Here is an 18,915-nt window from a genome sequence, read left to right on the forward strand (position 1 = left end):
ATCGCTTTCTTCGAGGCCGTCTTTAATTGTTTTCCCCGGCAGAAGAAACCGATTCGCCTCCGTGGCCCCTCAGATTCAAGTTCCCGGTCCATTTCCTGTTAATCTTTGCCTCGTGATTCGGCGGGCCTTGAGGAGGGCCAAGCGGGCTTTGGCCAAAGATCCCGACAATCTGGCGGCGGATTTCGACACCGAAAGCACCACCGGCTTTTTGGCCGAGGAGGATGCTTTCGATCGCCGCATGCTGTGGCGGCTCGGCTCGTGGGGCGTGGCTGCGGTCGGTGCCGTCACCGTCGCCGTGATGGCCAACCAGTCGGCGCTGACGCTGCGGCGCGACCAGGTCGCCGCATCTGATATCGCGCGCCAGGCCCAGCAGCTGCAGACGCTGGCGAAGGAGAGCCACAACGAGACGCGCCGGCTGGCATCCGCGATCGATACGCTCAACAGCGACCGCGACCGGCTGTATTCGCGCGTCACCACGCTGGAACAGGGACTCGACTCCGTGACCGGCACGATCGCGAAACAGCCGGTGGCGGCCGTACCGGCACCACCAACTCCGGCAGCGTCGCCTGCTACGCCGCCCGCATCAGCCAATTCGGCGCCGGCAGTGGCGGCACCAACCGTTGCCGCCGTCGCAACGACACCGCCTGCCGCATCAGACAAGCCGGTCGCGACCGACAAGGTGGTGGCGTCCATCGACAGCAAGGCGCCGGCACCGGCCGAGAAGCCAGTTGCTGCGGCCGAGAAACCCATGGCGGCCGACAAGAAGCCGGCGGCCGCCGCGAGCAGGCCGCAGGTTGCTGCGGAGAAGCCGTCGGCCCCCGAGAGCTTGCCGCCGGTTTCTGCCTCCGCCCCAGCAGTTGCCAGTCCGATGAGCGCCGCGGCTGCCGCGGCCAGCACCGACGAAGTAAAGGCGGCCGCGCCCGCGGCCACGCCGGCTGCGGACAAGCCGCTGATGGCATCGCGCGATCCTGCGCCGAGCAAGGCAACCGAAGCGGCCAAACCGCCGACCTCGAGCGATGTCAACGCCGCGCCGATCCCGCCGCTGATGATCACCCGGGATCCGGACTCCGACGTCGAAGACGAGGCGCCGAAGGCGCAGATCCAGCGCACCGAGTTCGGCGTCGATCTCGGCACGGCAAATTCGGTCAACGGACTGCGCGCGCTCTGGCGCGGCCTCTTGAAGTCGAAGGCCAACGCGCCACTGGCTGCGCTGCGGCCGATCATCGTCATCAAGGAGAACGGCAACGGGCTCGGCATGCAGTTGCGCCTGGTTGCCGGGCCGCTGAACGACGCCGGGACCGCCGCCAGGATTTGCGCCGGCCTCAGCCTGGTCCAGCGGACCTGCGAGACGGCGATCTATGACGGCCAGCGGTTGGCCCTGAACGAGCCGCCTGCCGGAGCCAAGCCGGCGTTGCCGCACCGGCGGGCCGCGCCGAGGCGCACGGTCGCACCGCCGCAGCCGGTTGCCGAGGAAAAGAAGCCGGAGCCGACGACAATCTCCTCGATGTTCCGACGGAACAGCCAATAATCATGTCCGGTAAAGGATTGCGGCCAAATTCTCAACCGATTTCGCTGCTCTGACCGAGCCTTGTCCGAAACCCCGTTCCCGACCATAGTGCCGCGATGACAAAACCTCCGTTCCGCCTTTCCCCCTATCAGGTCCAGTTCCTGATGGTCGTGGGCTTCGTCACCGTCGGCTACGCGCTGTATGTGCGCTATCTCGCCATCGAATTCTCGCCGGTTGCACTGGCCTGCGACGCCGGCACGCAGACCATGCTGTGCAAGGCCCGCGCACTGTCGACCGTGCTGTTCAAGAACTCGGTGTTCGGGATCACGGCGCTGGTGATTGCGGTGCTGAACCTGACACGGCCGTCGATCGTGCTGCTCACCGTCGGCTTGATCGCAGCCGGGCTCGGGATCGTGCTCTACAACGTCGTGCTGTCGGGGCTCGCGATCGGCTTGTTTATCCTGGGTTTTGCGCGGCCCGCGCCCGCCACAGCGTAGCGGCGAGCAAGAGGTACATCACGCAGGTCCAGTCCGACTGCCAGTTGATCGTGCCCTCGTTGTAGATCGTGAAGAGGGCGGCGATCGCCAGAAGGCCGGCGAACACGGATTCCGCGAGCGGCCGGATGCCCTCCTTCGGACGATTGAACATGGTGAGCAGCGCGAACGGCACCACCGCCATGGTGAGCGAGGCGTAGGGGAAATCGCGGTAGCGCGGATCGAAGGCGAAGCCGAGCGCGGTTTCGGCCGCGATCACCGTGGTGATGACCAGCACGATCGCGAGCAATGCGCCGATCGCACCCTTGCCGCGATAGTCGCGCGGCCCGACCAGTTCCAGGAAGGTCGGCAGCGAGCGCCCGGCGATCAGCGCATGCGCGGTCAGCAGGGGCGAGGCAATGGCGGCCGCGAGCAGCACGCCCCAATGCAGCCAGCCGCCGATGCCGTAGCTCTCGTAATACATCTTGTCGCCGGCGATCCCGAGCAGCGTCCCCGCCGTCGTCGCCGAAATCGCGACCGCGATCCAGGCCGATGGCCGCGGCGTCCAGGGCCGGCGGCGCAGCGTCAGCCAGGCCGCGAGGAAGGTGGCGATGGACAGCGCCATGCCACCCGCCATCTGCAGCTTCCAGGTGGGGTAATTGCTGATCGCAACGCCGGGCGGGTACTTCACCTGCCGCTTGGCGGCATCGAACAGGCCCCAATTGCCGCCGACTGTGCCCTCGAGCTTGCGCTTCCAGGGCTGGTCATAGGCCTCGATCAGGTTGACCCGAAAGCCCTCGCGCTTGGCGAGGTCGAGGATCTCGGACACCACCCGCGCCTGGTTGGTGCGCGACGGCAGTGCGCCCTCCCGCATCCGTCCCGCGCTCGGCCAGCCGGTCTCGCCGATCAGGATTTCCTTGCCCGGGAACGTCACCGCCATCCGCTTGCGGATATCGTCGACATGCGCCGCGGCGTACTTCGCCTTGACCGGGATGTCCTCCCAATATGGCAGGATGTGAATGGTGACGAAATCGACCGCGTCATAGATCTCGCGGTTCTTCACCCAGTATTCCCAGACGTCGGCATAGGTGACGGGTAGATTGCCCGCCGCCGCCTTCACCGCGCGGATGTTGCCGGCAAGATCGGCGGCGGTCATCTCGCCGCGCAGCAGCACCTCGTTGCCGACGATCAGCGAGGTGACGACGCCGGGATATTCCTTGGCGAGCCGGACCGCGATCGCGATCTGCTGCAAATTCTTGAAGCGGTTGCTGCTGAGCCAGATGCCCTGCATCACCTTCAGCCCGACCTTGGCCGCCACGCCGGGCACCTGGTCGAGGCCGTTCTCGATCGAATAGGTCCGCACGCAATCGGTAACCTTGGCGAGATCGGCGAGGTCCTGCTCGATCTGTTCGACCGGAATCTGCGTGGTGGGATCGAGCGGCGTCTGGGCGCCGCGGAACGGCGTGTACGACACGCATTGCAGCTTTGCGGCAGGATCGATCGGCGCGCGCGCGAGCGTAATCGGCGTGGCGAGCCACCACCACACAGATGCAATCACGGCGAGCGAGATCAGGAGAAGCGCCAGCGGCGTACGAAGCGAAATCGGTTCCATCCTCCGGGGGACCGTCGACTTAGCCGGTCACGACCCGTCTGCCAAGTCCAGGAATCGGTCAATACCATGGTTGTCCTGCGACAGTTTTGCGCTGGGTCGATAAAGTTGTGAGTTTGCTGGACAAAATACCAAATTCCAGTCATGGGATTCCGCCAGAGTCTCCGCCGCACTGGAGACCTATTTGGACGGCATCACGCGAGCCGTTAGGATGATCCCGCAGGGGCTGGAACATATCGGGGAATGCATGCGTCGACGGCTGCTTGAGTTGAAGAACACTGCTTTGCGCCATCTTGCCGTCACGGGCCTCGTCACAGCGCTCGCGCTCTTGAACGGAGCCGGCGGCGCGTTCGCCCAGAGCGGCACGCCGAATCCGCCTGATCAGGCCAAACAGCAGCCTGGACAGCCCGACGCCAATGCCAACGCCGTGCGGGAAGCCAACCAGCGCAAGGTCGAGGAGTTCGTCGAGGCCCAGCAGGCCATCAACGGTCCGGCCGGCAACCCCGAATGCGTCTGGCTCGGCCGCCGCGTGGTCCGCCTGATGTGGAACGACGACCTCGACACCGCGTTCCGCCATCTCGACCTCTACGACCGGTTCGGCTGCCCCGGCGGTCACGTCCAGGCCGCCTTCCGCTGCCTGACCCGGTTCGGCGCCCAGATCGACGACAAGGTGCGCGGCAGCCTCGACGGCCGCATCCACGCCTGCTGGATCAACCCGGGTGCCCAGCCGCAGGCCGCGGCAGCCGCCGCGCCCACCCCGGCGCCGTCGACGGCCGGCAATGCCGCCCCTGCGCCAGCCGCTTCGCCCTCGCCTGCGCCGACCCCATCGGCGACACCGGCGCCGGCATCGAAATAGCCGCATGGCGCGATCGGATCCGGCCGCGATTTTTTCGCGGCTGGAACGGCTTGCGCCCTTAAAACGCCATCGCGGCACACCAGTTGTTAAATCGGATGGCGGAGATATCTTTCCCTCCGCCGCTATGTTGGTCGAACCCAGGGGACGGGTTCGCTTAGTCCTCAATCTCAGGCCCCGTATGGTTTAACCGCGATGCGCGCCGTCGTCGCCGTCCTGTTGCTTGTCACCGCCGCCCACGCCGCCCTGTGGGGTCTCTTCCAGGAGAAACAGTCGGCGCCCGATTTCCGTGGCACGTTGCCGAGCCTGTCCTACGCCCCGTTCGAGTCCGGCCACTCCGTCGCGGACGTTGCCGCCGACAGCGAGAAGGTGCGCACCGACCTGCGAAAGCTCTCGACCCTCACCAAAGCGGTCCGCCTCTATTCGTCGACCGAAGGCAACGAGCTGGTGCCGCCGGTCGCCGCCGAGTTCGGCATGAAGGTCACGGTCGGCGCCTGGATCGACAAGGATGCCAACCGCAACAATCGCGAGATCGAAGCCGCGATCAACCTTGCCAAGCGCAACAGCAACGTCATCGGCATCGTGGTCGGCAACGAAACCGTGTTCCGCGGCGAGCAGGTCCCGCTCGAAAACCTCGGCTCGGTTCCGGAGACCGGAGTGCCTCCGGAGGAGTCCGAGCGGATCCTCCGCGAGGAGGCGCAGCGCCTGCACGACGCGGAAACGCAGCCCGAGGACAAGCGGGCCGAAGCCGTCAAATGGGCGATCGCCGAAAGCAACGTGCACCGGCTGATCAAGGTGATCCAGCGGGTCAAGAAGTCGGTCAGCGTTCCCGTGACGACCGGTGAAATCTGGAACATCTGGCGCGACCATCCGCAGCTCGCCAATTCGTCCGACTTCATCGCCGCGCACGTGCTGCCTTACTGGGAAAACTTCACCGACAAGCAGGCGGTGGACCAAGCGGTCGACCGCTACAACCTCCTGCGCGACTCGTTCCCCGGCAAGCGCATCCTGATCGCCGAATTCGGCTGGCCGAGCCAGGGCTACAATCTGCGCAGCGCCGAGCCCGGTCCGTTCCAGCAGGCCACCGTTCTGCGCAACTTCGTCGCGCGGGCTGAGGCCATCGGCATGGACTACAACATCGTCGAAGCCATCGATCAGCCCTGGAAGTTCTTCGAAGGCGGCGTCGGTCCCTACTGGGGCATCCTCAATGCCGACCGCGAGGCGAAGTTCGCCTGGACCGGCCCGGTCACCGATCTGAACTACTGGAAGATCGCGCTGGTCGCCGTGCTGGTCGGCCTCTTCATGTCGCTGCCGATCCTGCGGCTGGACCAGCCGACCGTGATGCAGGCGCTGCTGCTGTCGGCCGCAGCCAACGGTGTCGGCGCTTGGGTTGCGACCGTGTTCTCGTACTGGACCACGCACTACTTCGTCTGGGGTTCGGCCTTCGCGCTCAGCCTTGGCCTCGTGCTGCTGGTTCCGCTGGTCCTGATCGCGATGGCGCGGATCGAGGAGATCGCAGCGGTCGCATTCGGCCGCGGCCCGCGCCGGCTGATCGGCAGGAGCGCGACCCTCGCACCGGCCACGATGGGCGAGAATGTGACGTTCCCGAAAGTCTCGATCCACATTCCGGCCTATTTCGAACCGGTCGAGATGCTGAAGCAGACGCTCGATGCGGTGTCGCGGCTCGATTATCCGAATTTCGAGTGCGTCTGCATCATCAACAACACGCCCGATCCCGACTTCTGGCGGCCGATCCAGGATCACTGCCGGATGCTCGGCGAGCGCTTCAAGTTCATCAATGCCGAGAAGGTGCAGGGCTTCAAGGCCGGCGCGCTGCGCATCGCGATGGAGCGGACGGCGGCGGACGCCGAGATCATCGGCATCATCGACGCCGACTATGTCGTGCATCCGGACTGGCTCAAGGATCTGGTGCCGGCGTTTGCCGATCCGCGCGTCGGCCTGGTGCAGGCGCCGCAGGAGCATCGCGACGGCGACCGCTCGCTGATGCACTACATCATGAACGGCGAATATGCCGGGTTCTTCGATATCGGCATGGTCCAGCGCAACGAGTTCAACGCCATCATCGTGCACGGCACGATGTGCCTGATCCGCCGCGCCGCGATGGACAAGGCCGGCGGCTGGTCCAGCGACACGATCTGCGAGGACACCGATCTCGGTCTCTCGATCCAGCAACAGGGTTGGCTCACGCACTACACCAATGTGCGTTACGGCGAAGGCCTGCTGCCCGACACCTATGAGGCCTTCAAGAAGCAGCGCCATCGCTGGGCCTATGGCGGCTTCCAGATCGTCAAGAAGCATTGGCGGCGCTTCCTGCCCGGCGCGAGCCGGCTGACGCCGGACCAGCGCCGCGAGTTCTCGCTCGGCTGGCTCAATTGGTTAGGGGCCGAAAGCCTCGGCGTCGTGGTCGCGATCCTCAATCTGATCTGGGTGCCGATCGTCGCCTTCGCCGACATCGCGATCCCCGACAAGATCCTGACCCTGCCGATCGTCGCCTCCTTCATCGTCTCGCTGGTGCATTTCGTCGCGCTCTACCGGCTGCGGGTGAATATCAAGGCCGGCCAGATGCTGGGCGCCATGATCGCGGCGATGAGCGTGCAGTGGACAGTGTCGCGCGCGGTGGCGCAGGGCCTGATCACCGAGCATCTCGCCTTCGCCCGCACCTCGAAAGGCGGCCTGTCGCGGATGTCGATCGAATTCCAGGCGTTCTGGGAAGCCGTGATCGGCGTGCTGCTGCTGGTCGGCGCCATCGTGCTTGTCGTCACCAACGGCTACAAGCAGGTGCGCGAGATCTACATCTTCGCCGCGGTGCTGGTGCTTGAAAGCCTGCCGTTCCTCTCCGCCGTCGCCATCGCGATCCTGGAGAATTCGCGGATCAACGAGTTCGCGTTCTGGCGCAACAGCGCGATCCGGACGGCGGAACTGATCGGGCTCCGCCCGGTCAGCCTGCCCTCGGTCGCCGCCCCGTCGCAGCCGGTCGGCTCGGAAATCCGCCACGACAGCTGAGCCAACTTCAAGAAACCGGCCTAACCCGAGGCGCCGGAACGGCAAATCCGCCGCCACGGTGCACAATTGACCGCCCTTCGGCTATTGACCCGATGGGCCCTGCCCCCTACACAGCGCGGGCTGGAGCATGATCCGGAGCGGCTCAAGGCCTGCGTCCGGATCCGATGTTAAGGTGAGTGAGCGCGTAGCTCAGGCGGTAGAGCACGTGACTTTTAATCATGGGGTCGAGGGTTCGAGTCCCTCCGCGCTCACCAATTCCCCAGACTCTCCGAGCTGTTTCAGAGGCTCCCCGAAGCAATATCCATTTGCCGTTGGTGCCGCACGTCATTAGGCGCGGCGAGGGATGGCGATAGCTCGGACTCATCCTGGAAGTAGCGTTTCATCAACTACGGTCCCCGAGAAACTTTCCCGTTAGGCTTAGGCAGCTTGAGTTGGTCGCGCTGAGCACAGAGGCCGCCAATCTTGTCGAGCATCCGTTCAAGCAGCGCTTCGGTCGCTGACCTTGGCCATCCCTCTTTCCATGTGCAGAATGCGATACCAGGAGCTAGCACATGAAACTTGCCAGGGCAGTCGCAGTTTGGGTCGTGCCCTGCGTACTTGCCGCAACTGCCAACGCACAGAGCTGCCTCACGGGCCCCATCAAAACGAAGGATGGCTCGCTGCAGACGTGGACTGTCGTCAATCACTGCGGCGCACCGGTAACAGTGCGCTATTCGCTGAAAGGTCCCCAGGGCAAAGATGCAAAAAGCGCAGTCGTCCCCGCTTGCAGTAGGCAGCGGATTGTTCAGACCTTCGAGACAGACCAGATCGATTTTCTAGAAACTGCATATGGTCCAGGCTGGGAGAAGATTTGCCCATCATTGGACGATGAGATTCGACCCAAGAAGCGACCGGAAAAATCAACCAACGAAGCAGATCAGATCCCATTTCCATCCATAAGCCCTCCGCCCTTGGCCGGTCCCAAGCCAATAGGCCCTGCGGGAGGGAAACCCATTCCCAAGGGATAGTCTGGGGATTGATTTCTCAGTGCCCCCGCGACCCGCAACAGTCTGGATGCTCCCGCAGCTGCGACTAGCTCAGTGTCGACCGAATTTCACGCTGTTCAAGATGACGGAGCCGAAGTTGCAGCCGTGCCCTCACTTCCCAAGCCGATCACAGATACCGTCACCGCTACCCGCTCACGGTCCCACCGTCAGCGGCAGCTCGCCCTGGCCGTTCGTCCAGTCGATGATGTCGAGCTGCAGCCCTCGCTTCAGCATCTCGGCCTCGAGGCTGCCGGCGTGGCGTTTCCACTCGGGCGTCGCGCGGACCCGGAATTTTGGCTCTTCGCCGTGTGCCTCGAAATCATCGTCGGCCTTGAGCGCGCCGCGGACGGCTTCGTACATCATCCTCAAGCTGGCGTCGGTGAAGGCGCCGTAGTCCATCGGTCGTCTCCCTCAGCACTCTCGGAACGCAAAAGGCCGCCACGGAGCTTGTCGTGGCGGCCTTCGGCGTAGCGGCCCATCCAGACGGCCCAACATGAGCGTGGATGAGTCGCGTTAATGAAACGTTGTTCGTGCGGCGGCATCCCTCCGTGGAGCTCGCCGACAAAGCCGGCAAAGAAGGGCCCCGCCGAAGCGAGGTCCTCTTTGGTTACGCGTGGTGCGTCCCGCTCCCGTTTAGTCGTCGTCCCAGTCACGACCACGGATCACGATACCACGGTCGCGGTAGTAATCGCGGTGATGGTACCAGCCGTGGTGCCAGCCGCGATCGTGCTCCCGGTATACGCGCGGACCGTCATACCGATAGCCGTAATAGCCGGGGCTGCTACCGAAATAGACGCCGACACCCTGCGCGCTGGCAATGGTCGGTGCCGCTATCGAGAGGGCCGCCGCTGCGGCAAGAGCGTAAGTAAGCTTCGTCATGACATCCTCCTTTCCAGTACCAGGGCTAACGGCCGGCGTCCGCACATGTTGCAGGAACACGTTCGGAACTTTCCTGAACGCGTGTTCAACATCATGGTGAGTTCGATGTGATCCGCGGTGCGAAGTCGAGGGAACCTCGACGCGTTCCAATCACCGAGACCGTAGAGGCTGGCAGCGCTCAGATCGTGATGCGGTCGAAGTCGTTGGCTAGCCGGCTATTCGGGAAGGTCCCCGTCGCCTCCACCAGAATGTCCTCGTCCGGGTAGCGGCCCGAGATGTGCGTGAGGACGAGCTGCTTGACCGCGCTCCGCGCCGCAAGCGCGGCAGCTTCGGTGGCCGTCAAATGCCCGTAGTCGTGCGCGGTGGCCGCGTCGCGCACGAGAAACGTCGCTTCGATCACCAACACGTCGGCGTCTCTAACGTGGTCGTCCAGCCCCTCGGTGGTTTCGGTATCGCCGACAATGACGAGCTTCCTTCGTCCATGGGCGGGACCAAGCACCTGCTCCGGATCGATGGTCCGGCCGTCGTCCAACCTCACCTGCCTTCCCTCCGCGAGCTCCCTGCGAACGGGCCCATCAGGAACGCGCAGCGCTAGCAGCCGGTCTGGGAGCAGATGCCGGCGGATCGCGCTTTGAAACGAGAAGGCGAAACTGTCCGTGTCCTGGTGCCGGACCGGAAAACAGTCGATGGTGAATTCGCCTGCGTCGAGGACTCGTCCCTCGGACAATGGCGCGAGGTCAAGTGGGATCGGCGCTCGGCCTTCGCCCCAAAGCCCTGCCAGCATGCGGACGACGACATCGAGCGTGCCGGGCCCGCCATGAATTGTCATCGCATCCGAACTTTGCCGCAACCGCAGGGTCGAAAACAGCCCGGGAATGCCGAGCACATGATCGAAATGCCCATGCGTCAGCAGGAGGTGATCAAGCCTTCGAAAGCCGGCGCCACTCCGCAGCAGCTGACGCTGCGTTCCCTCGCCGCAATCGACCAAGATACGACTGCCGACTGCCTCGACGAGAATGCCAGGGTGGTTGCGTTCGGGCGACGGCACGCTTGCCGACGTTCCCAGAAAAGTCAGCGCGAACATCGCAACACCTCTTGGACTGCCGACGGCTCCATGCCCTAGACGGAGCTTCTGATGGCAGCCTCGTCCTGCGTGTTCAAGCGCTCGATGTTGGCGACAACGGCGGGACCACGGTCATCCCGAAGCCGGCGCCCTTACCAATCTCACCGCCGCCGTGGCCGAGCAAGCCGGCTGCTTCGCATGGGCGGTCGCACCACGCCCTTGTCAGCCTCTCAATCGGATCACAGCCTCAAGCATCGAAACAGTTGGGCCAGCGCCGTGTTGGCGGATTGTGCGCGCCGTTCGAGGATTTCGGCCGCCGTGGCGTAGTTGCGTGCCAGGATCTGGAGCGCGCGTCGAGCATCCGGCAGCGTGGACTGCTTGGCCATCTCTAGGCACTGGTGCTCGAAGTAGCGAAGCTCCTCAAGTTCGGTCATTGCGATTCGTCCGATTTCATCTGCATCTTCGAACTCAGTGCGCCAACGGCCTAGTGAAAGTTTGGCAAGATTGTTGCGGACGCGGGATGATCTGGTCGGAGTGTTGCTGGATGCGCGATTTGATAATCACTGCTCCGTGACCAGTGCGGTGCGCGCTGCGCGGATCGACAAGCACGCCCGATCGTTTCAGTATGCGTGAGTCTTGTTTGGGACGCAGCAACGTCTTGACCGCGGTGTTGGGGCATCTTCGCGCGGATTGCGGTGGCGAGGCATTTGGTGGCGTGGTTGGCGCAGGCCCGTGGCCGGCGTGTCCCTGAGTTGGCATTGTTGAACCCGATGAAGAAACGCGATTGGGCCTTTGTGGCCGCCTGTGTGGCCGGCGCGATGTTGTTCGGTGTCTGGAGTTTCCAGATGGGGATCGCGTTTCATCGCTCCCGGCAGGGTGCAACCGATCTCTCCAGCTCGCACCGGCGTGGCCAGGCCGGCTCTCAGGACGGCTCTTCCGCGAGTAGCCCTGCCCGGCCCGCGGCCGACGACAGCGACCAACAGGCCCGACAGCCGCGATAGCTGGCGCAATTGCGTTCTTCACCGCCGCATCGCCTCGATCTAAGCCCACGCCAGCACCGCGACGACAGCGGGATCATCATCGTCGGTCCTTGCACCGGTGAGACGCCTGCGGCGCGGGCTGTCCTTGGCGCGACGATGACGCGTCTCAAACCGGCGTAGCGCCATCGGCACACGCCGCGCGAGGCTTTGAGCGAGCTCGATGGCCTGTCTCACGACGGCCATCACGGTCGCCACGCGCGTGAACAGGCCGATCAGGAAGATCATCGAGAACACGTCGATATAGGCCAGCACATCGCCGACCAGCATCAATTCGGGAGGAAGCGGAATCCGGTGCAGATAGGCACCGATCACGATGACGACCGGGATCAGGGCAATCAGCTTCCGTAACGTCAGCCGATCCAGCAAGGCCGCGAGCTCAACGACCAGGACCTGCCAGAGCCAGTCGCCAAGCGCGGCCGGCTTGTCGATCGTCCAAGTCTGCCAAAAGGTCCGCCACAACGGCTGCCACAGCTGCCGCCAGTTCCGTTTCCACATCGCAGCGTCCGCATCCTCTCGAGCGCAATATCGGCGCTACGGCTTCGACGACGCCTCGCTGCCGTTGCCCTCGACCGCGGCGCCTTGCACGTCAGCCGAATCGGCCGATGGAAAGATGCGCTCGTAGTTGGCCCGGGCCTCGCGAATCAGACGCGCACGCTCGCGTTCCGATTTCGAGATGAACCTGATGATCTCGCCCATGTGCTCTCCAACGCAGGGGGAATTCTCCGACCATCGGCAATGCAACCATCATGCCTGATGGCCGCCCGGCCGACATGCTCGCGGCGTTTATCGTATCCGCCGCGGCGATATCCGCTGCTGGCTGAACGCAACACGGGGATTGATGCCGCAATAGGCATCGCGGCCTGACGCCGACGCCTGGCACTGCTCGTAGGTCTGATAGCCGCAATAACCGGGGTATCCCTCATCCCTGCCCTGGATGCACCAGGGATAATCGTAGGGATCGGCCGCCGCCGGCTGTGCGGAGCCGACAATCCAGCTCGTTCCGAGCGCCGCGAACGCCAGAATTGCCCAATTCGACCTGCGCATGATCCTGCTTCCTTCTCGATCGGCACCCAGCCGTTGATTTAGGTACGCCGGGAAGATCTGCGAGGTTTCCGCTCACCGTCTCAAGAAGGTGTGACCCGAGCGCGAGGGAGCGCATCGGAAGCCAGGGCGCTCCGGATGGGCGCGGGACCACACAAAAAACACGAGGCCCGGTGTGCCTAGGAGCCCGGGCCTCGTGTCTGATGTCCCCCGCCTCAGTGGCGGATCAGGCGTTGTGGTTACGCGAGCTTGCCCGCGCGATCCATCCCGGATGACTACGGGGGTCAGGCGCGCAGATTTCATTTGCTGTAGCTGTAGAACCCCTGCCCGGTCTTGCGGCCGAGATGGCCGGCATCGACCATCTCCTTCAGCAGCGGCGCCGGCCGGTATTTGGGATCGTTGAAGCCGGTGTAGAACACCTCCATCACCGACAGCATGGTGTCGAGCCCGATCAGGTCGGCAAGCGCGAGCGGGCCGATCGGATGGTTGCAGCCGAGCTTCATGCCGGCATCGATCTCTTCCGCGGTCGCAATGCCTTCCTGCAGCGCGAAGATCGCCTCGTTGATCATCGGGCACAGGATGCGGTTCACCGCAAAGCCCGGGCTGTTCTTCGCGGTGATCGCGACCTTGCCGACACGCTTGGCAAACGCTTCGGCCTTGGCGACCGTGTCGTCCGAGGTCTGCAGGCCGCGGATCAGTTCGAGCAGCGCCATCACCGGGACCGGATTGAAGAAGTGCATCCCGATGAAGCGGTCGGGACGATCGGTCGAGGCCGCAAGGCGGGTGATCGAGATCGACGAGGTGTTGGTCGCGACCAGCGCGCTCGGCTTCAGCCCGGCGCAGAGATCCCTGAGGATCTTGACCTTCAGCTCCTCGTTCTCGGTGGCCGCTTCGATCACGAGATCGCAGGCGGCAAGCTTGGACTTGTCGGTGGTCGCGTTGATCCGCGCGAGGGTCGCGTCGCGATCGGCCGCCGACATCTTCTCCTTCGCGACCAGGCGATCGAGACTGGACCCGACCGTCTTCAGGCCGCGTTGCACCGCCGCGTCCGAGATATCCACCATGGTTACGGCAAGCCCTGCCGCCGCGCAGATTTGCGCGATACCGTTGCCCATGGTTCCGGCGCCGATGATGCCAACCGTCTCGATCATTGTGTCCGTCCCTTCTCGTCGCTTGCGCCGCCGCGCGGCCGCATCGTCAAAAACGGCGAACCCCCTTAGGGTCCGCGGATAGCGCATGCATAGCAGTCCGGCCGAACGGCCGATATAGGACACGGCGGTATTCTGGTGAGGTCTATTCCGGGCGCGGCGGGATAGATCGCCGTGGCGGGACGGCGGGGCGCGGTGGCAATTGGGTGCGCGGCGGCTCGCCCGCGCGCGACGGCTCGAGCACGCGGTTGAGCCGTACGATCCACCAGGCGAACCGGCCGTAGCTGCGGCGCAGCGCCGACCCAAATCCCTCGTCGATGTCTTGGTCCCGATCCATGCCGCTCTTGTTAACGCCGATCCTTGAAGGAACGGTGTGACGCAATCACGGGCTGCGCCGGCCGCCGTTAGGAATTTGGCAACCATCGGCGCGCAGTCTGAAGGCTTCGGCGCCGGTAATCTCCCGGATTGCACAGGGAAGCCCCCGCGCTGCAGCATCGCCATTGCGGCGCGCCTCCCTATTAGTTGATCGAATTTTCCGCCGGGCGCCGCGACATAAGGACATTAGACGACGAGGGCTACGCCCATGCTTTCTGAAAAGTTCTTTTTGGTTCTCGAGACATTGCTCAACGGCCAGACCCATTCCGACGGCAGTCCGCGTGTGGTGAGCACATCGCCCCACATCCCGGTCAAGCTTCCGCAGGAAAGCCAGCCGGAACGCAGGACCCCCCGCTAGGCTTCGTGCCGCGAGCCAGCCTGATCGATCGCCGCGACGAGCGAAGCCGATCGTCCGTCTCGCGCCCGTGATCCAGCTCATAGTCGGTGCAGGTGAGCCGCGCTACACCACTCCCGCAACGAAGTGGTGCCGCCTTGAACTATGAGACCGACAGCAAGACCGATTTCGGGAGCATCGCCGTCGCGATCTGCGTCGCCGCCTACACAGCGATCATGCTCGCCTATCTGGCCCAAAACGATCTCGGCCTGACCGCCACGCAAACGCGTCATCTTTCGATGATGGCCGCGCTGTTCCTCGCGCTGCCGATCGCGCTGGATTTGCTGCGCACCGGTCCCGGCAAGGCGCGCTGAGCCGAGCAACGGCGCGCCCACCGCATCCGATCTCCCCTACCGAACACACGCCTGCGCAACATAGCGCTAGGTGAAGCGACGCGAATCAGCGTTACTTTGCAACTGATCACTTCGTGGGATTTGGCTGCATGACCCAGCCCAGCGTCCTGGATCAGAAGATTTTGGATCAGAACATTCGCGAGCTGCAGGAATGGCTCCGCACCGCCTGGCAACAGCTTGCGGACCCCTCGCTCACCGCCTTCTCCCGACGCGAACTGCGCAACCAGATGAAGCAATGCAACGCCGATTTGCGCGTGCAGCTGCAAGCCGCTTCCAAACAAATGCTGAGTCAGCCCTCTGCATCGGGCAAGACGTTCGTCAGACCTGAGCTGCGGATACTCGCCTAGGAGCGGTTTCCAGCTCGCGTGAAGAAAACGCGCCGGTGTCACGAGCGCCAGCGCGCCAAAATGCCGCGATCTCCTGCTGCATGCGCGCCATACGCACCCTCTGCTTGTGCAGAGGCGCCCGACAAGGCACAGCAAAACGGCCCCGGTATACCTATATAGGGCGTCGCAAAGCGGCCCATGCCGCCAAACCTCAGGGACTCCCGTGTTATATCTGGAACTTGCGATCGTGGCGGTCTTGATCGTCGTCAACGGTCTGTTGTCGATGTCGGAGCTCGCGATCGTCTCCTCCCGTCCGGCGCGCCTCGCCGCGCTGGTCGAACGCGGCGTCAGCGGCTCGCGCCGCGCGCTCGCGCTGGCCTCCGATCCCGGCAAATTCCTCTCCACGGTGCAGATCGGCATCACGCTGATCGGTGTGCTGTCGGGCGCCTTCTCGGGCGCGACGCTGGGCCAGCGCCTCTCGCAATGGCTGTTCGAGCTTGGCGTGCCGGCCAACGTCGCCGACGCTGCCGGTGTCGGCATCGTGGTCGGCGGGATCACCTATGCCTCGCTGATCGTCGGCGAGCTTGTGCCGAAGCAGATCGCGCTGCGCGATCCCGAGGCGATCGCGGTGCGGGCCGCGCCTGCGATGACGGTGATGGCAAGATTGTCGCTGCCGGTGGTGTGGCTGCTCGACCGCTCCGGCAAGTCGCTGCTGTGGCTATTGGGCCATCGCGAGGATGCGCAGGACCGCGTCAGCGAGGACGAGATCAAGACGCTGGTGGTGGAAGCCGAAAACGCCGGTGTGCTGGAGCCCGGCGAAAAGGAGATGATCGCCGGCGTGATGCGGCTTGGCGATCTGCCGGTCGGCGCCGTCATGACGCCGCGCCACGAGGTCAGCCTGATCGACCTCGCCGCCCCCACGGCCGAGATCCTGGCGGCGCTGCAAAAGAGCAGTCATTCGCGCTGCGTGGTGTTCGACGGCAACCGCGATCATGCGCTCGGCATCGTGCAGGCCAAGGACGTGCTCGACGTCTACCTCGCCGGCCAGACACCCGACATCCGCGCGCTGACGCGCGATGCGCCGATCATTCCGGAGACCGTCGACGCCCGCGACGTGGTCGCGATCCTGCGCGACTCCGCGGTGCATATCGGCCTCGTGCACGACGAATACGGCACTTTCCAGGGCGTCGTGACCAGCGCCGACATCCTCGAGGCCATCGTCGGCGCCTTCCATACCGAGGAAGGCCCGGCCGAGTCCGCCTATGTCAGGCGCGACGACGGCTCCTATTTGATCTCGGGCTGGATGCCGGCGCTAGAATTCAGCGAACTGCTCGGCATCGCACTGCCCTCGCCGCGGCCCTACCAGACCGCCGCCGGCTTCCTGCTGCATGCGTTCGGCGCGATCCCCGATGTCGGTGCGAAAACCAATGCGCAGGGCTGGGATTTCGAGATCGTCGATCTGGACGGCCGGCGTATCGACAAGGTGCTGGCGAGCAAGCAGCCGGCGGCCTGAGGTTGCCAGCCGGCCGACCTGTTGATAACGGGCAGGACAACGAAACAGGCGGCCGCGGTGTGCTATCGGCATGGCGGCCGCCCAAGCAAATCCCGCGTAACCCCCACGGAATTGATCCCATGCGCCTTACCCTCGTCGGTTCCCGCCATTTCGGCGTGACGACCTTGAACATGCTGCGCGAGCACGCCGTCGAGATCGCCCGGGTGATCGTCCATGACGGCGAGGACCGGCTGGCGGCCGCCGCCCGCGCAGCCGGCATCGAGGTCGTGGTCCAGGCCGATCCCAAGCTGGTGACGGCCGCCGAGATCGCTCCGGGCACCGACCTGATCGTCACGGCCCACAGCCACGCCCGGGTCAGCAAGGAGGCCCTCGCCGCGGCCAAGTTTGGTGGCGTCGGCTACCACCCGTCGCTGCTGCCCCGCCACCGCGGCATCGCGGCGGTGGAATGGACCATCAAGGAAGGCGATCCGATCGCCGGCGGCAGCATCTATCACCTCGCCGACCGCATGGACGCCGGCGCCATCGCCGCCCAGGACTGGGTGTTCGTCAAAAAGGGCGAGACCGCACGCGAATTGTGGGAGCGTGCGCTGGCACCGCTCGGCCTGCGCCTGCTCGGGGAGGTCATCGACTACGCGAAGGCCTTCAAGACGCTGCCGGCCAAGCCCCAGGACGAGCAGTTTGCGACCAAGGCGCCTAACCTCAGCCCCGGCAAACACTAATCCGCAAATCCGCAACCTCGGTATCTAAATACCTGACGCAATCAAGCGACGGAACAAATCCTTCGTTCCTGCCCCGGAACCAGATTCACTATGATGTGTTTGAGTTCACAGGAACATTCAGGGGCTCCCGCGACGCAGCAAATTTTGAACACATTGTGACAGGATAAGCCGCGTCATCACACGAAATTACAGGGATTTGATTCATGCGTTCGATCCGCATTCGCGACCTGATTTTGGTCACCTCGGTCGCGTCGGCCGTTGCCCTCACCGCTGCTCCGGTGTCCGCCCAGCAGCCCTATGACGGCCTCTGGAGCGTCACTGTGGTCACCAAGACCGGCAGCTGCGAGCCGTCGTCCAGTTCAACGGTGAATGTCGTCGACGGAAAGATCTCAGCACAGGGTGCGGGGATCTCCGGAACCGTGGGCAGCGGGGGCCTTGTGCGAGTCTCGATCAATGGTGCATATGCGAACGGACAACTCAGTGGCAACTCCGGATCGGGGAAGTGGAATGGGGCATCAGCTGGCGTACCGTGCAGCGGCCGATGGGAAGCATCCCGTCAGTAAGATCACCAGCGTATCGAGTTTCTTCGCCATCGCGCGGCGGCCAGCATTTGCAGCCGCCGCGTTTTTCGTGACCGCATTGGCAAGCACCGCGAGCCATGCCCAGTCCAGCCCGTTCGCCGGCATGGCGGGCACCTGGTCGGGCGCCGGCACGGTCACCCTCGATGACGGTTCCAGCGAGCGCATCCGGTGCCGTGCGACCTACCGCGTCGGCGGGCCCCGGATGACCATGAGCCTCACCTGCGCCAGCGACGCCTACAAGTTCAACCTAGCGGCGGATGTGCAGGCCGAGGGTAATGCGGTCATGGGCTCCTGGAGCGAGTCCAGCCGCAATGTCAACGGCGATCTGCGAGGTCGCGGCGGCGGCGGCAACTTCCAGATCGTTGCCAGCGCGCCCGGCTTCAATGCCGACATCGCGATGCGCACCGCCGGCAACAAGCAGTCCGTCACGATCAGGGCCGACAGCCAGTTCCGCGGCGCCAATATCACGCTGTCGAAGTAACCAATCGATACGCCGACGAGAAAAGCCCTCGGGTCATCCCGAGGGCTTTTTGCTGGCTGCGCGGCAACCACCGCGCGCGCGTCTCGACGGTTCTATGCGGCAGGCACGAACGCGGTGACCTCGATCTCGACCTTGGCGCGCTGATCGACCAGCCCGTCGATATAGAGCAGCGTGGACGGCGGGAAATTGCGTCCGAGCGTCTCCTTCCACGCCGCGCCGATACCAACGCCCGCGGCCTCGTATTCGCTGCGGCTGGTCAGATACCAGGTCAGGCGGACGATGTGCTCGGGACCGGCGCCGGCTTCGTTCAACAGCTTGATGATGCGCTTCAGAGCCATGCCGACCTGGGCAGCCATCTCGGGCGCGTACTCGCCCTTCTCATCGCCGCCGGTCTGCCCCGCCAGCACGATCCATTTGCCGGGCGCATCGAACGCGACACCGTGCGAGAAGCCGCGGGGTTTCGACCATTCGGCCGGTTGCAAGACACGCATGAGCAGATCCTCCTGATGTG

At 64.4% G+C, this 18,915-nt stretch carries 21 protein-coding genes and 1 tRNA gene; 11 read left to right on the plus strand and 11 right to left on the minus strand.

The window, feature by feature from the left end; all coding sequences use genetic code 11:
• Nucleotides 1–148 precede the first annotated feature (148 nt).
• Both HU230_RS13300 and HU230_RS13305 read left to right on the plus strand, forming a co-directional pair.
• Nucleotides 149–1,528 carry a hypothetical protein gene (locus HU230_RS13300; RefSeq protein ID WP_176531273.1) on the plus strand — a complete coding sequence of 460 codons (1,380 nt, stop codon included), beginning with the start codon at nucleotides 149–151 and terminating at the stop codon, nucleotides 1,526–1,528.
• Nucleotides 1,529–1,623: 95 nt separating this feature from the next.
• A complete protein-coding gene (locus HU230_RS13305; protein WP_018271584.1) occupies nucleotides 1,624–2,004 on the plus strand; it encodes a hypothetical protein in 381 nt (126 codons plus the stop codon).
• On the opposite strand, the gene HU230_RS13310 is transcribed toward HU230_RS13305, so the two are convergent.
• Nucleotides 1,964–3,592: a glycoside hydrolase family 17 protein gene (locus tag HU230_RS13310; protein ID WP_176531272.1), complete on the minus strand. Its 1,629-nt coding sequence runs from the start codon at nucleotides 3,590–3,592 to the stop codon at nucleotides 1,964–1,966. The genes HU230_RS13305 and HU230_RS13310 overlap by 41 nt on opposite strands.
• Before the next feature lie 244 nt (nucleotides 3,593–3,836).
• On the opposite strand from HU230_RS13310, the gene HU230_RS13315 reads away from it, so the two are divergent.
• From HU230_RS13315 to HU230_RS13325, 3 genes are all read left to right on the plus strand, one after another.
• The gene (locus HU230_RS13315; protein WP_176531271.1) at nucleotides 3,837–4,445 is read left to right on the plus strand and encodes a beta-1-3, beta-1-6-glucan biosynthesis protein; all 609 of its coding nucleotides are present in this window, start codon (nucleotides 3,837–3,839) and stop codon (nucleotides 4,443–4,445) included.
• A 192-nt stretch (nucleotides 4,446–4,637) separates the two neighbouring features.
• Nucleotides 4,638–7,466 (plus strand): glycosyltransferase, encoded by a 2,829-nt coding sequence (locus HU230_RS13320; protein WP_176531270.1) that lies wholly within the window; start codon nucleotides 4,638–4,640, stop codon nucleotides 7,464–7,466.
• A gap of 178 nt (nucleotides 7,467–7,644) precedes the next feature.
• A tRNA-Lys gene (locus HU230_RS13325) sits at nucleotides 7,645–7,720 on the plus strand.
• Between the two features lie 924 nt (nucleotides 7,721–8,644).
• Here HU230_RS13325 and HU230_RS13330 read toward each other — a convergent pair.
• From HU230_RS13330 to HU230_RS13370, 9 genes are all read right to left on the minus strand, one after another.
• Nucleotides 8,645–8,890, minus strand: coding sequence for a hypothetical protein (locus HU230_RS13330; RefSeq protein WP_176531269.1), 246 nt, complete (start codon nucleotides 8,888–8,890; stop codon nucleotides 8,645–8,647).
• A 234-nt stretch (nucleotides 8,891–9,124) separates the two neighbouring features.
• Nucleotides 9,125–9,370: a hypothetical protein gene (locus HU230_RS13335; protein ID WP_176531268.1), complete on the minus strand. Its 246-nt coding sequence runs from the start codon at nucleotides 9,368–9,370 to the stop codon at nucleotides 9,125–9,127.
• Between the two features lie 178 nt (nucleotides 9,371–9,548).
• Nucleotides 9,549–10,454 (minus strand): MBL fold metallo-hydrolase, encoded by a 906-nt coding sequence (locus HU230_RS13340; protein ID WP_176531267.1) that lies wholly within the window; start codon nucleotides 10,452–10,454, stop codon nucleotides 9,549–9,551.
• A gap of 218 nt (nucleotides 10,455–10,672) precedes the next feature.
• Nucleotides 10,673–10,867 carry a hypothetical protein gene (locus tag HU230_RS13345; protein WP_092114120.1) on the minus strand — a complete coding sequence of 65 codons (195 nt, stop codon included), beginning with the start codon at nucleotides 10,865–10,867 and terminating at the stop codon, nucleotides 10,673–10,675.
• Between the two features lie 606 nt (nucleotides 10,868–11,473).
• A complete protein-coding gene (locus HU230_RS13350) occupies nucleotides 11,474–11,968 on the minus strand; it encodes a hypothetical protein (RefSeq protein ID WP_224943260.1) in 495 nt (164 codons plus the stop codon).
• Nucleotides 11,969–12,004: 36 nt separating this feature from the next.
• Nucleotides 12,005–12,169, minus strand: coding sequence for a hypothetical protein (locus HU230_RS13355; protein WP_176531266.1), 165 nt, complete (start codon nucleotides 12,167–12,169; stop codon nucleotides 12,005–12,007).
• An 87-nt stretch (nucleotides 12,170–12,256) separates the two neighbouring features.
• On the minus strand, nucleotides 12,257–12,517 hold the full coding sequence (locus tag HU230_RS13360; RefSeq protein ID WP_176531265.1) for a DUF3551 domain-containing protein: 261 nt from the start codon (nucleotides 12,515–12,517) through the stop codon (nucleotides 12,257–12,259).
• A gap of 296 nt (nucleotides 12,518–12,813) precedes the next feature.
• Nucleotides 12,814–13,665 (minus strand): 3-hydroxybutyryl-CoA dehydrogenase, encoded by an 852-nt coding sequence (locus tag HU230_RS13365; protein WP_176531264.1) that lies wholly within the window; start codon nucleotides 13,663–13,665, stop codon nucleotides 12,814–12,816.
• A 142-nt stretch (nucleotides 13,666–13,807) separates the two neighbouring features.
• Nucleotides 13,808–13,999 (minus strand): hypothetical protein, encoded by a 192-nt coding sequence (locus HU230_RS13370; protein WP_176531263.1) that lies wholly within the window; start codon nucleotides 13,997–13,999, stop codon nucleotides 13,808–13,810.
• A 530-nt stretch (nucleotides 14,000–14,529) separates the two neighbouring features.
• Here HU230_RS13370 and HU230_RS13375 point away from each other — a divergent pair.
• The 6 genes from HU230_RS13375 (at nucleotide 14,530) to HU230_RS13400 (ending at nucleotide 18,404) form a co-directional block, all read left to right on the plus strand.
• Complete coding sequence (locus HU230_RS13375; RefSeq protein WP_176531262.1) at nucleotides 14,530–14,745, plus strand: hypothetical protein; 216 nt, start codon at nucleotides 14,530–14,532, stop codon at nucleotides 14,743–14,745.
• Nucleotides 14,746–14,873: 128 nt separating this feature from the next.
• Nucleotides 14,874–15,131 carry a hypothetical protein gene (locus tag HU230_RS13380; RefSeq protein WP_176531261.1) on the plus strand — a complete coding sequence of 86 codons (258 nt, stop codon included), beginning with the start codon at nucleotides 14,874–14,876 and terminating at the stop codon, nucleotides 15,129–15,131.
• Between the two features lie 202 nt (nucleotides 15,132–15,333).
• Nucleotides 15,334–16,623, plus strand: a complete 1,290-nt coding sequence (locus tag HU230_RS13385; protein ID WP_176531260.1) for a hemolysin family protein — start codon at nucleotides 15,334–15,336, stop codon at nucleotides 16,621–16,623.
• A gap of 119 nt (nucleotides 16,624–16,742) precedes the next feature.
• A complete protein-coding gene (locus HU230_RS13390; protein ID WP_176531259.1) occupies nucleotides 16,743–17,342 on the plus strand; it encodes a formyltransferase family protein in 600 nt (199 codons plus the stop codon).
• 203 nt (nucleotides 17,343–17,545) lie between these two features.
• Nucleotides 17,546–17,905 carry a hypothetical protein gene (locus HU230_RS13395; protein ID WP_224924418.1) on the plus strand — a complete coding sequence of 120 codons (360 nt, stop codon included), beginning with the start codon at nucleotides 17,546–17,548 and terminating at the stop codon, nucleotides 17,903–17,905.
• Nucleotides 17,850–18,404, plus strand: coding sequence for a hypothetical protein (locus HU230_RS13400; RefSeq protein ID WP_176531258.1), 555 nt, complete (start codon nucleotides 17,850–17,852; stop codon nucleotides 18,402–18,404). The genes HU230_RS13395 and HU230_RS13400 overlap by 56 nt, the downstream gene beginning before the upstream one ends.
• A gap of 92 nt (nucleotides 18,405–18,496) precedes the next feature.
• On the opposite strand, the gene HU230_RS13405 is transcribed toward HU230_RS13400, so the two are convergent.
• Nucleotides 18,497–18,895, minus strand: coding sequence for a RidA family protein (locus tag HU230_RS13405; RefSeq protein WP_176531257.1), 399 nt, complete (start codon nucleotides 18,893–18,895; stop codon nucleotides 18,497–18,499).
• Between the last annotated feature and the right edge of the window lie 20 nt (nucleotides 18,896–18,915).

The organism is Bradyrhizobium quebecense (genome assembly GCF_013373795.3).
GTDB lineage: Bacteria > Pseudomonadota > Alphaproteobacteria > Rhizobiales > Xanthobacteraceae > Bradyrhizobium > Bradyrhizobium quebecense.